Source organism: Ruegeria sp. BHSB172 (assembly GCF_059613165.1).
On the sequence record NZ_JBXWRZ010000063.1, the window covers coordinates 1 to 12937 of the forward strand.

The 12937-nt window shown below is 61.6% G+C and carries 12 protein-coding genes; 10 read left to right on the forward strand and 2 right to left on the reverse strand.

Annotated elements, in window-relative coordinates; genetic code table 11:
• The 8 genes from AC2FM3_RS16910 to AC2FM3_RS16945 form a co-directional block, all read left to right on the forward strand.
• The coding region (locus tag AC2FM3_RS16910) for a TOBE domain-containing protein (RefSeq protein ID WP_496684143.1) at positions 1-264 on the forward strand (264 nt) is incomplete at its 5' end.
• On the forward strand, positions 264-1262 hold the full coding sequence (locus AC2FM3_RS16915) for an endonuclease/exonuclease/phosphatase family protein (protein WP_496684170.1): 999 nt from the start codon (positions 264-266) through the stop codon (positions 1260-1262). The genes AC2FM3_RS16910 and AC2FM3_RS16915, both read left to right, overlap by 1 nt.
• A gap of 145 nt (positions 1263-1407) precedes the next feature.
• A complete protein-coding gene (gene nadA / locus AC2FM3_RS16920) occupies positions 1408-2460 on the forward strand; it encodes a quinolinate synthase NadA (RefSeq protein ID WP_496684146.1) in 1053 nt (350 codons plus the stop codon).
• 8 nt (positions 2461-2468) lie between these two features.
• A complete protein-coding gene (locus AC2FM3_RS16925) occupies positions 2469-4061 on the forward strand; it encodes an L-aspartate oxidase (protein ID WP_496684149.1) in 1593 nt (530 codons plus the stop codon).
• Positions 4034-4882, forward strand: a complete 849-nt coding sequence (nadC, locus tag AC2FM3_RS16930; protein ID WP_496684152.1) for a carboxylating nicotinate-nucleotide diphosphorylase — start codon at positions 4034-4036, stop codon at positions 4880-4882. The genes AC2FM3_RS16925 and nadC overlap by 28 nt, the downstream gene beginning before the upstream one ends.
• Before the next feature lie 194 nt (positions 4883-5076).
• Positions 5077-5301 carry a hypothetical protein gene (locus AC2FM3_RS16935; RefSeq protein ID WP_496684155.1) on the forward strand — a complete coding sequence of 75 codons (225 nt, stop codon included), beginning with the start codon at positions 5077-5079 and terminating at the stop codon, positions 5299-5301.
• The gene (locus AC2FM3_RS16940) at positions 5298-6815 is read left to right on the forward strand and encodes a sulfotransferase (protein ID WP_496684156.1); all 1518 of its coding nucleotides are present in this window, start codon (positions 5298-5300) and stop codon (positions 6813-6815) included. Before AC2FM3_RS16935 ends, AC2FM3_RS16940 begins: the two co-directional genes overlap by 4 nt.
• Positions 6816-6850: 35 nt before the next feature.
• On the forward strand, positions 6851-8242 hold the full coding sequence (locus AC2FM3_RS16945) for an arylsulfotransferase family protein (protein WP_496684159.1): 1392 nt from the start codon (positions 6851-6853) through the stop codon (positions 8240-8242).
• Between the two features lie 19 nt (positions 8243-8261).
• On the opposite strand, the gene AC2FM3_RS16950 is transcribed toward AC2FM3_RS16945, so the two are convergent.
• Both AC2FM3_RS16950 and AC2FM3_RS16955 read right to left on the reverse strand, forming a co-directional pair.
• Entirely contained in the window at positions 8262-9725 is a 1464-nt protein-coding gene (locus AC2FM3_RS16950; RefSeq protein ID WP_496684161.1) for a glycosyltransferase family 39 protein, read from the reverse strand.
• 96 nt (positions 9726-9821) lie between these two features.
• The gene (locus tag AC2FM3_RS16955; RefSeq protein WP_496684163.1) at positions 9822-11195 is read right to left on the reverse strand and encodes an arylsulfotransferase family protein; all 1374 of its coding nucleotides are present in this window, start codon (positions 11193-11195) and stop codon (positions 9822-9824) included.
• Between the two features lie 456 nt (positions 11196-11651).
• Between AC2FM3_RS16955 and rfbC the strand changes: the two genes are divergently transcribed.
• Positions 11652-12212 (forward strand): dTDP-4-dehydrorhamnose 3,5-epimerase, encoded by a 561-nt coding sequence (gene rfbC / locus AC2FM3_RS16960; protein WP_496684165.1) that lies wholly within the window; start codon positions 11652-11654, stop codon positions 12210-12212.
• On the forward strand, positions 12209-12937 hold a 729-nt coding region (locus AC2FM3_RS16965; protein ID WP_496684168.1), incomplete at its 3' end, for a dTDP-glucose 4,6-dehydratase. The genes rfbC and AC2FM3_RS16965, both read left to right, overlap by 4 nt.

The following is a 12937-nucleotide window of genomic DNA, read 5'->3' on the forward strand; positions in this document are numbered from 1 at the left end:
CTGGGCGCGGCCGAAGGGTCTGGCCCGGTCACTCTGGGCATCCGCCCCGAGGACGTAATGTTGGGCGCCGGAGGCTCGATTTCCTTCCATGTCGACATCATCGAGGAGCTGGGCGCGCATCGGCTGCTGCACGGGCGGCTGGCTGATCAGGAGTTCACCATCCATGTCGGCAAGGATGTCGAGGCCGCGCCGGGCGAGACCCGGATCGCGCTGAAGTCCGACGCCATCACTCTGTTCCACCCGGAATCCGGAAAAGCCCTGTGATCACCAAGACCGTCGCGGCCTTGCCGCCTGTTTCCGAAGCCGCGCGCGCGCGCATTCTGTCCGCGCCGCGCACCGCCGAAGCGCATCGTGCCCTGATGGCGGAAACGCCGGCCATGAACGCGCTGCAACTGGGCGGGCGGGCGTCGCGTGACGTGCTTGACCCGACTCTGACGGTCGCGGCCTGGAACGTCGAGCGTTGCCTTTTTCCCGCTGAGACCGCCGCGCATCTGGCGCCGGTCGCGCCGGATATCGTTCTGCTGTCCGAGGTCGATCACGGCATGGCCCGCACCGCACAGCGCCACACGACCGAGGAGATGGCCGCCCATCTGAACATGGCCTATGTCTTTGGCGTCGAGTTCCACGAATTGGGTATGGGTGGTCCGACCGAACGCGCATTTTGCAGCGACGATTTCAACACGCTGGGTTGGCACGGCAATGCGATCCTGTCGGCGGTGCCGTTCAGCCGGACCTCGTTGCTTCGGCTGGACGATCACGGCCACTGGTTCGCCGCCGACAGCGGCGCGGCCGACCCCGATCAGCCGCGACTGGGCGGGCGCATGGCGATCTTGGCCGAAGTTCCGACAAAGGCCGGGCCGCTCTGCGTGGTGTCGACGCATCTGGAAAGCAACGCCGCCTCGGACCACCGGCACGCGCAGTTCGAAAAACTGCTGGATGCCGTCGAGGCGTTTGCGCCGGACATGCCGGTGCTGATCGGGGGAGACCTGAACACCGGCAACCACCTGCCGCCCGATTTCGATTGGCGCCGGGAAACGCTGTTTTCCCTGGCCGAGCGCCGCGGATACAGCTGGGCGTTCACTGCCGAAGGTCACACCACGCGCCCCAGCCTGATCACGCCGCACCCGGACCGGGTGATGAAGCTGGACTGGTTCGCGGGCAGGGGGTTGACATGCCCGGACCGAGGGCTGCTGCCCTCGCTGACGGCCGAGGGCAAGCCGCTGTCGGATCATGATTGCGTGTGGTGCCGGGTCGAGCTCTGACCCGCCCCATCGGCCCAGAGTTCCACAGCCGCGCGGGGCATAACGCTTGGTGATGCGGCATATTTTCCGTTGGCAGGTTGTGGCCAACGGGACGGAATCCCCATATGAAGCGGCACAGGAACTCACCAGGCGGAAATCAGACCAAGTGTTCGACCATCCCGCGCAGCGCGCGCATCTAGCCGAGAAATACGACCTGACCCCCTCGCCCGAGTTGGCCGCCAGCATGAGCGACATTTACGACCGCATGTCGCGCGTCGTCTCGCCGGCGGACTGGGCGATCTACGCGCCCTATGTCAAGGCGATCAACGATCTGAAGACCGAGCGCAACGCGTTGATACTGGGCCACAACTACATGACGCCCGAGATCTATCATGGGATTTCGGATTTCGTCGGTGACAGCCTGCAGCTGGCCATCAAGGCGACCGAGGTCGAGGCCGACGTGATCGTGCAATGCGGCGTGCATTTCATGGCGGAGACCTCGAAGATTCTCAGCCCCGAAAAGACTGTTCTGATGCCCGACATGGAGGCCGGCTGTTCGCTGGCCGAGTCGATCACCGCCGAGGGCATCGCCGAGATGCGCCGCCGCTATCCCGGTGCGCCGGTCGTGTCCTATGTGAACACCACGGCCGAGGTGAAGGCGGCATCCGACATCTGCTGCACCTCCTCGAACGCGGCGCAGATCGTGGCAGCGATGGACAGCGACACGGTCATCATGACCCCCGACCAGTACCTGGCGCAGAACGTGGCCCGCGACGTGCCGCAGAAGAACGTGGTCTGGTGGGAAGGATCGTGTATCGTGCACGAGCAATACACGGCGCAGGACCTGCGCGAGTTCCGCGAATGGAACCCGGGCACCCGCCTGATCGCGCATCCCGAATGCCCGCCCGACGTTGTGGCCGAGGCCGATTTCTCGGGGTCGACCAGCGGCATCATCAAATACGTCACTGACGAACAGCCCGAAAAGGCGATGCTGATCACCGAGTGTTCGATGGCGTCGAACATCGCCGACGCGCTGCCGCAGGTCGATTTCGTCGGCCCCTGCAACATGTGCCCCTACATGAAGAAGATCACGCTGGAAAAGGTGCTGTATGCGCTGGACACCATGACCGGGCAGGTCGAGGTTGACCCCGAAGTGGCGGAAAAAGCGCGCCTTTCGGTGCAGCGGATGATCGATCTGTCGCGCAAGCTGGGAATTTGACCGGGGCGATGCAGACGGTCTCGACCCCTCGGGTGGTCATTATCGGCGGCGGTCTGGCAGCGGTCTATACCGCGCTCAAGCTCGACCCGCACCCAGTGGTGATGATCTCGCCCGAGCCGCTGGGCTCGGGTGCCAGTTCGGCTTGGGCGCAGGGCGGGGTGGCGGCGGCGATGGACCCGTCCGACAGCCCCGAAGCCCATGCCCGCGACACGATGCGCGCCGGCGCAGGGTCGGTCTTGCAGGAGGTGGCCGAGTTCGTCACCCGCGCGGCGCGGGATCATATTCTGGACCTGTCCGATCTGGGCACCGGGTTCGACCGGGACGCCGATGGCGGGTTCATCCAATCGCAGGAAGCGGCCCATTCGGTGGCCCGCGTGGTGCGCGTCAAGGGCGACCAGGCTGGTGCCGAGATCATGCGCGCCCTGATCGCCGAGCTGCGGCGGCGTGCTTCGGTCCAGGTGATCGAAGGGGCGCTGGCGGTGGGGCTGGAAAGCGACGGGGCCAAGGTCTCGGGCGTATATCTGGCGCCGACCGATGCGCCGGGGGCCGAACCGGTGCTTCTGCGCGGGGCTGCGCATGTACTGGCCACGGGCGGGTCGGCGGGGCTCTATGCCCGCACCACCAACCCGGCGCGGATCCGTGGGCAGGGGATCGGTATGGCCGCACGGGCCGGGGCTCGGATCGCCGATGCCGAGTTCATTCAGTTCCACCCCACCGCAATCGACGTGGGCGAGGATCCGATGCCTCTGGCCACCGAGGCTTTACGTGGCGAGGGCGCCGTACTGATCAACCGCCACGGCGAAAGGTTCATGCAAAGCATCCACCCCGATGCCGAGTTGGCCCCGCGTGATGTCGTGGCGCGCGCCGTCTACTTGGAAACCAAAGCCGGCAACCGGCCCGCGCTGGATACCCGTGCGGCGATCGGCGCGGCGATCTGCAGTCAGTTTCCGGCGGTGACCGAGGCCTGCCTGAGCAACGGTGTCGACCCCGTGACCCAACCGATTCCGGTGACGGCGGCGGCGCATTACCACATGGGCGGCGTGGCCACCGACCTGAATGGCCGCAGCTCTCTGGCCGGGCTCTGGGCCTGTGGCGAAGCGGCGTCAACCGGGTTGCACGGGGCGAACCGGCTGGCGTCGAACGGTCTGCTTGAGGCGTTGGTCTTTGCCCGCGCCTGCGCCCGTGACATTGCCGGCACTCTGACGATGGCCGACGCGCCCGAGGTGCGGCTGCGCCTGCCATCGGGCGGTACCGAGCCCGACCCGCAGGCAGTGGCCGAACTGCGTCAGGTCATGACCGATAGCGTGGGCGTGGTCCGCGACGCCGATGGGCTGCGCCGCGCCTTGGGCCGGATCGCCGTGTTGGAGTCGCTGCACGGTCAGTCTCACTTGTTCCGTAACATGACCGCAACCGCCACGCTGATCGCGGCGGCCGCCCTGATGCGCACCGAAAGCCGCGGCGCGCATTACCGATCCGATTGTCCTGCTTCGGCCACGGGGCCGGGGCGGCGGTCTGATCTGACACTGGACGAGGCCGTGGCACTGCGGTCGAAAATCTTCAAGGAAACCGCAACATGCATCATGCCACTGTCCCCGACCTGATCCTTGAACCAATGGTCCGCGCCGCGCTGACCGAAGATCTCGGCACCAGCGGCGACATCACCACCCGCACCGTAATCCCGGCGGGCGTGACCTATGCCGCGCGGCTGAACGCGCGCGAGGATGCGGTTGTGTCGGGTATGCAGGTGGCGGCCTTGGCGTTCCGGCTGGTGGACCCAACGCTGAAGATCGACCCGCTTGTGGCCGACGGGGACCGTTGCACCAAGGGCCAAACCCTCATGGAGATCACCGGCAGCGCGGCTTCGATCCTGTCGGGGGAACGCGTTGCGCTGAACTTTGCCGGTCGTCTGACAGGGGTAGCCACTCTGACAGCCGAGCTGGTGGCGCAGACCGCCGGGACCAAGGCGCGCATAACCTGCACCCGCAAGACCACGCCGGGCCTGCGGATCGTCGAGAAGCTGGCCGTGCTGCATGGCGGCGGGTTCAACCACCGCCATTCGCTGTCGGATGCGATCCTGATCAAGGACAATCATATTGCCGCCGCCGGCGGGGTGGGCGCGGTATTGGGGGCGGTCAAGGCGCGTGCGTCGCACATGATAAAGATCGAGATCGAAGTGGACCGGTTGGACCAGCTGGCCGAGGTTCTGGACACTGGTGGCGCTGATGTCGTGCTGCTGGACAACATGACGCCGGACATGCTGGCCGAGGCCGTGGCGATGGTGGATGGGCGTCTGGTGACCGAGGCGTCGGGCAATGTCACCGTGGGTACGGTAGCGGCGATCGCGGCCACCGGGGTCGATTATATCTCGTCCGGGGCTCTGACCCACTCCTATCGGACAGTCGATCTGGGCCTTGATTTCTAAGCGCCTGCTGGTCCGGCACGCACCCTAGATAATGAATGGCGAATTCTGCGATTGTTGCACAGAAGACCAACGAAATCGTCGGAGGCTGGGTTTCTTTTTTGGATTTTCATCGGTTCGTGGTACCGTTTCTTGAATATGATTGACTGTTGGCCTGTACCACACGGTCGGTTTCGTTTGTTGCGAGTGAGGTACCCATGCGGATTTGGATCAACGCGGCCCTTTTGTTTCTGGCCCTGACAACGCCGGCGCATGCCTATATCGGACCGGGCGCGGGCTTGGGCGCCCTGTTTACTCTGCTGGCGATCGTGGTCGGCGGCTTTCTGCTGGTCGTCGGTTTCCTCTGGTACCCAATCAAACGGGCGCTGCGCAAAAGGAAAAACTCTGAGGCGAAAGGCGAAGAAGCCGACCTGTCCCAATGATCGTTGCCTTCATCGTGTCCCTGTTTGCCGTGGCCGGTTTCGGGTTCGGCATCTGGGCGCTGAATATCATCAGTCTGTCGAAAGGTCTGGGCGAGGATGCCATGCAAGGCATCTCGGCGATGCTTGACAGCGAGCTGAGTGACGAGGTCAAGGAAGTGCGGGTCCGGCAGGCCGGGGTCACTCTGCTCCAGGGGGCGTGGCGCCTGTTCTGGCGGTTTGGTGTAGCTCTGGCGGCGGCTGCTCTGCCTATCATGGTTGCTGACGCCATCGGCCTGACCACGGCGGACGCGGTCTTTTCCCTGATGCTGCGCCTCGACTATATCGTGGGTGTGTCGCTGGCCGCCATTCTGGTTGGCCGCTTTTTCCTACGTCGGAAGGGCCGGGTGGAAAGCGATGCCAATGCACCAGGCCCGTACAGTTCGGCGGACCGGTTTGCACATATGCTGGCCTTTTCCGGTCCGAAATTTCACAAGGTTTCGGCGAAAGTCGATGATTATGCCTTCCGGCGCCGGGTGCCCGAGGCTGAAACCCGCCCGCCTATTTTCGTCACCTCGCTGGCGCGCGGCGGAACCACCTCGGTGTTGAACGCCCTGTCTCATGTCGAGGGAATGGCAACGCACCGATACAGAGACATGCCGTTCATTTCCGCCCCCTATTTGTGGAACGGGCTAGGCGGCGCGCTCAGGCGGGATGTGGCGCAGGTGGAACGGGCGCATGGCGATGGTCTGACGATCGGGCTGGACAGCCCCGAGGCCTTTGATGAAATTTTCTGGCATCTGTTCTGGCCGGAAAAATATCGCGACAACCGGATCGAGCTTTGGTACGCGACGGATCTGCACAGCGAGGCCCAGAGCTTTTTCGACACACATTTTCGCAAGATTTGCCATCTGCGCACTGGAGGATCCGGCGACGGCGACACCGCGCCACCGCGCTACCTGTCCAAGAACAATGCCAACATCGCCCGTCTTCGTCTACTGCACGATCTGTTTCCGGGCTGTGCGGTCGTCGTGCCAATCCGGCATCCCAGCGCACATGCCTGGTCGATGCTGCGCCAGCATCGGAATTTCCTTGTACGACAGGCCGAGGATCCGTTCGTGCTGCGCTATATGCGCGATATCGGGCATTTTGAGTTCGGGCTCCTCCACCGCCCGCTGGATTTTCCCGAACTTGCTGTCGAAGGCTATCACCTCGAGGACCCGAACTATTGGCTGGCCTATTGGATTGCAGCCTTCCGCGACATCGCCGCACAGGGGGATCGGTGCCATTTCGTGGTCCAGGACGACCTGAGGGCCCGTCCGAACGAGGTTCTGGCCGACCTCGGTGAGCGCCTGGATATCGACGTCGCAGATATGGACTTCCGCGGATTCTTCCGGGCTGAGCCCGACGCGCGGCGGCAGGACGGGTTTTCCGACCCATTATTGAAGCAGGCCGAGGACATCTTTCAGGATCTGGCGGCGCAAGCCGTCACCGGCCGGCCAAGACCGGCCCGCAGCCCGGTGCAACGGGCCAATTGAAGCGCGGACCCGGGAACCAAATCGGAGGTAATCGGATGGAAAAAATCCTCTTCAAGAAGATCGAGCTCTGGGTCTTGGGGGTGTTGGCCGTCTTCGGTTTTTTAGGCATGGTTCTGTTTGGAGCCATCGTTCTGGACGAGGAACGTGGCGAGGAGGAGTTGGGCGGTGACCATTTCGGCGTGATCGGCGACGCAGCCTTGGCCTTGGCCGAACTGCCGGAAAACGCGCGCCAGTCGTTGAAAACTGTGATCGGGCCGGACCCGACGATGATTTCATTTCTGAAGCTTCCTCCGGGAAGCACCGCTCCGGCAAAATGGTCTTGGTTGCAACCGCCGGGTTCGGACGGGTTGGACGGATATCTGTTGCTCAGTCGCTATGACGGTGACCGGACGCGGCACGTGGTCGAGCTTGTGTCGTTGCAAACTGGCGAAACGCTTCGAACTTGGATGCCTGATGCCGAGACGGTCCTGGCAAGTTTTGAACGCAAGCCCGAATTTGAAGGGTGGGCTCCGTATGAGTACTGGAACGATGGATACTTTCGCTACATACACCCATACCTGACCGAAGCAGGAGAGTTGCTGGTCAAGAGTCATCACTCGCCTTTGATCATGCTGACGGCCTGCGGTGACGTCCGTTGGGCGCAAAACGACGTGCTGGTCCACCATTCCACCAATTCAGACGGAGCGGGAGGCTATTGGCTGCCGGGTCTGGCGTTGAAGTCCAGACCAAGCGATCTGTCAGAACGATTTGTGCGCGACTCGCTTGTGCATGTAACCGCGGACGGCCAAGTTGATTTCGAGGAACCCTTGGCCCCAATATTCGAGAACAGCGGGCTGAAGCACCTGATTTTTCCGGCGTCCCATTTCTGGAAAGATCCTATGCATCTTAACGACATAGAACCAGTTTTAAAGGACGGGCCATTCTGGAAGAAAGGAGACCTCTTTCTGAGCTTTAGAAGTCCGTCTCTTGTCGCGCTGTATCGCCCATCAATCCAAAAATTCGTTTGGTGGAAGGCCGGACCATGGCAATCGCAACACGATGTAGACATAGTTAGTGATCGCCGAATAGCTGTTTTTGACAATGCTGCGTTCGATCGCGGTTTTGGGTCGCGCGTCGACGGTGCCAGTGAGCCTGTTATCTACGATTTCGAGACCGGCGCTGTGTCCAGGCCCTTTCATGACGCATTCATGGAATTGAAAACGGCAACGATGACAGAAGGTCTGCAGGATTTCACACCTTCTGGCCACTTGATCGTTGAAGAGGAAAACCGGGGCCGAATACTGGTTCTCAACAGGATTGGCGACCTCGTGGCAACATATGTAAACAGAGCGGAAAATGGCGAGCTCTATACGATGGGCTGGTCGCGCTACATCCCCCAGGCCCACGGAGACAAGGCTTTGGCGGCGATCGAACAAAGCGGGTGCTGAAACTGGCCGTTCGGTCTGTCTATGGGCGTCGGAAAACCAGAACCGCGCCGTCTCCCAGGGTGCCGGGGAATTCCTTGACCAGTTCCAGGCCGGTTTCGGCATCGTGGCCCAGTTGCGGAATGGCGCGGAACATCCGGTTCGGGAACAGAACGACCAACGTCACCGGACCGGGTTGGGACATCGCCGCGTCATAATTCGCAGCAGTGTCGATGGTGCCCCAGTCGGCCTGGAAGTGACTTTGAAAGATCGGGCCGCCCGGATTGATGGCATAGACGCGCTCGGTCGGACTGCGCTGGCTTTCGATCAATGCAAAAGCGCCAGCCAGATCCTGTTTCGGCGCGGCATAGTTCTTCTGGACCAGAAAAACCGACAGGGCGACCATGATCAGGGCGCCCAGGTTGAACAAGGGTCGAGCAAGGCCGGCGCGTCCAACGATGCGTGAAATGAGTCCGGCGGCCCACTGGCACCCGACCACGACGAGCACGATCATGAGGCCGATATCGACGAAGAAGAACCGAGGCCAGATCCGCATGTCCAGCGCCGAAAGCAACAGCAGGGTAACGGCGACATGGGCTGCGACAACCGGAAAGAACAGAGGTTGCCGGGTGTGTGACCCGATCGCTCCGAAGATGATGGCCAAGAGCCCGCCGACGGCGATCAGCAGGGTCAATCCACCGGTATTGCCCAAGGCCGTTCGCAGACCTTCGGCCACCGTCCAGAGCGGGTTCTGGTATTCCTGCATCGGGTCGACGGCTGACGACGCCGAGACCTCGCCCATGGCTTCCAATAGGCTCGGGAAAATCGGCAGATAGGCCAAGGTGGTCAGCGCAAGCGCGATCGCGACCCCGACCAGAGGACGCAGGACCCATGCACGGGTTAGCGCATCCCGGCCGATACCGGTGGCCAAAGACAGCAGCCATACCAACCCGAGCGCCACGAAAAAGAACGCCCCGGTCAGATGCGTGAACACGGCGGCTGCGGCGGTCAGGCCAAAGGCGATCCATGTGCCGTATGTCGGGCGGCGCACCCCGCGCAGGAACAGGATGAGGCCCAGAACGCTCCAGAAAGCAAGCTCGGTGTATCCGCGGGCGTTCTGTGAAAACCAGACCTGGTGATAGGACAGCGCCACAAGCAGGGCCGACACATGCGCAACGCGGGTATTTGCGACCTCGCGGGCCAGCCACCAGATCGCGGCCACGGTGCCAACCCCGAATACCAGGGCGGGAAGCCGATAGGCCCACGGGGTCTCCCCTAACAGATGTGCCGACAGCTTGGCCTTCATGCTGAAGAAATAGTGATGGTTCATCGAATACTCGCGCATCATGTCGCCCCAGGGCTGGCGGACATGCGTATCGACGGTCCAGATTTCATCGTACCACAGCGGCCCGTTCAACCCTGCGGTTCTGAGAACGGTGGCCAACAAAAGAATGAACAGAAGGATGCCCAGATCGCTGCGGCCGATTTCCGGTGAGCGCTGTTTCAAAGGCGGTCCTCCACTTGGAAGAGTGACAGTTTGCGGGCCCGCAGCTGCGTCGCAGTCTCAAAACCGAGATCGGCAACCGGATCATCGGCCACGGCATCAACCATCGCAGGATGTTTCCTTGAGTTGAGCCAGAAACCGGTCACCGGATTCGCGGTCCATGATCCGGCTCCAACCCAAATGGTAAATCAGTTCGTTTTCGGCGCGGTTCACATGCTCGACAGCCAACTTGCCGTCAGGGGTGAAGATCATGCTGCGGCCAGACTCGGATTCATCGACATACAGATGACCATCTGGCAGCAGTGTGAATAGGCCGGCGGCCTCGTTCTTGAAGTCCTGTGCATCCAGAACCGCCTGGAAGGGCCGATATGCGGTTTCGGTTTCGAGGTCGAAATAGACGATCTGGCTGGTTCCGTTCACGACCAGCTCGCGCCCGTCTCCGATATCCAGCGAGTTGTTGTTGTAGACCGCAAATGTCTTCTCGTCGATGACGTCAACGTCATGTTGGGCCGCCCACGGACCTTGATACCACCAGATGATCCGGTCTTCGGACGGGCGAAAAAGCATGATGGTCGAAATGTTGCGCAAGCTCAGCAGGACGTCGCCGCGTTTCCAGTATGGGCCATCTTCGAATATGGGTTCCACATCGTTCAGGTGGATGGGATCCGGGTCGAATTGCTTGGCCAGGATCATGTAGCCCAGCCCCTGTTCCAGCATGACCTTGGTCAGCGAACGGTCATACAGAACCTCTCCATCTGCCGAAAACTGGGTGATGCCTGGATCGAGGTAGTATTTGTTCAGCCCCTCGATGCGCGGAGGCTCGACATAGGCCGAGGACCAGATCGTGCCGTCGAGGCCCGGTTCCGTCGTGTGATGATAGACGCCGTTTTCCAGTGTCCAAACCGGTTCGCCGCACGGGGTCATGCGCACCATGGGGCTGAACATGCTTTTCACCAGAATGTCGCCGTTCTCGAGCGCAAGGGGATGGACGACCTGAAAGCGTTCATTGCGCCAATCGTCATAGTTGATCAGTCGCGAGTCGCGGCTTGCATTGCGAAAAGTATTCTCGAAGTCGAAATCGATGCGATGCACGACCGCACCGGCCTTCAGATCCACCAGTTCCAGAACGTGATGTCCGACATCGCCGTCGTGACGGCTGAAGAACAGGTAAGCGTCCAGCCCGCTGTCCAGTCGTTCATCGAAAAAGGTCCACCCGCTTTTGTCGGGAAACCGACCCGAATTGTTTGTGGCCATGCCCGCCAGGTCGCCTCCGGCCGCCATACGAACCGCCTTGGCGGCTTCGGCTGGAAGGGCCGCGATTTTCAGTGAGACACGGCTGATGGCGCCAAGTCGGTTGTTGCCATAGACGGCATCGCGGACGATGACCCCGAATGCGAATGTCACTAGCAAAAGAAAGACGACGATCAGGGCAACGACCCACATCTCGATCTTCTTGAAAAGAAACTTATCCAACCCGTTACCTCTTCAATCACTGACACAAGCGAACAAACCAATGGATGTCGCGCCAAACGGCGCCCCGTTTCGCTTGGCATTCATGGTAGGAATGTCGCGACACGGTGCAAAGAACAATAATTTCGTCGCTATGGCTTTTCCTTGGCCACAATGGGTGTTGTGGTGCATCAACCCTTACTATTCCATGGCTCCGGCCGACATCCCACCGATGCCGCCGCACTCACTGGGATATTGTTTCTGTATTTCGCACATTTGGTATGCTTTTCGTGAATTGTTTGGGCGCAATGCGAGTGTTCCAAAGCCATCGGCACAATGGCAGACAGCGGTTTGGCAGCATTGCTTGCGCACCTTCAGCACGAAACGCGCCGGATTCCGGAGCTTTCCCACGACATCTGTTTCGTGACAGGCAGGGCCCATATTGGTATGAACGCGCTGTGTTGAATGGGTTTTGAGTACATGCAGATTGAAGAAACCGCCTTGCCCGGTGTCCTGATCCTGACGCCCCGGCGGTTCGGCGATGCGCGGGGTTTCTTTTCCGAGACCTGGAACCGCCGGGTTCTGACCGGGTATGGGATCGATCTGGAATTCGTTCAGGACAATCACTCGGTTTCCGCCGCGGCCGGTACGTTGCGAGGGCTGCACTTTCAGTCGCCGCCGCATGCGCAGGACAAGCTGGTGCGCTGCGGACGTGGCGCGCTGTTCGATGTCGCCGTGGACATCCGCAAAGGGTCGCCGACCTATGGCCGGTGGACGGGGGTTGAATTGACGGCCCAGAACGCAAAGCAATTGCTGGTTCCCAAAGGGTTTCTGCACGGTTTCGTGACGCGCGAACCCGACACCGAAATCTGCTATAAATGCACCGACTATTATGCGCCCGCATGTGACGGAGCCGTGCATTGGAACAGTTGCGGCATTGACTGGGGCCTGACCACCGAGCCGATCGTGTCGGACAAGGACAGGGATGCGCCGGCCTTTTCCCGGTTCGACAGCCCGTTCGTTTGGGAGGGAGCGCCATGAAGCTGTTGGTAACCGGTGGCGCGGGGTTCATCGGATCGGCTGTGGTGCGCCGCGCCATTCGAGACGGACACAAGGTCGTCAATCTGGACGCGTTGACCTATGCGGCCTGCCTGGACAACTTGGCCGAGGTCGCCCAGGACCCGCGCTATAGCTTCGTGAGGGCCGATATTCGCGACCGGGGTGCGCTGGATGCGGCCCTGGACGCACACCGCCCTGATGCGATCATGCACCTCGCCGCCGAAAGCCATGTCGACCGGTCGATCGACGGGCCGGGGGCTTTCATCGACACCAATATCACCGGCACCTACACCTTGCTCGAGGCCGCCCTGGCATATTGGGACGGGCAAGGTCGGCCCGAAGGGTTCCGGTTCCACCATATCTCGACCGACGAGGTCTATGGCTCGCTTGGTCCCGCGGGTCGGTTCACCGAACAGACGCCCTATGATCCGCGTTCGCCCTATTCGGCCAGCAAGGCGGCCAGCGATCACTTGGTGCGCGCCTGGCACGAAACCTACGGCCTGCCCGTGGTGCTGACGAATTGCTCGAACAACTACGGGCCGTTTCACTTCCCCGAAAAGCTGATCCCGGTGGTGATCCTCAATGCGCTGGCGGGCAGGCCCTTGCCCATCTATGGCGACGGGTCGAATGTCAGGGACTGGCTTTTTGTGGAAGACCACGCCGAAGCCCTGCTGCTGGTCGTGGAAAAAGGCCGGGTCGGGCGCAGC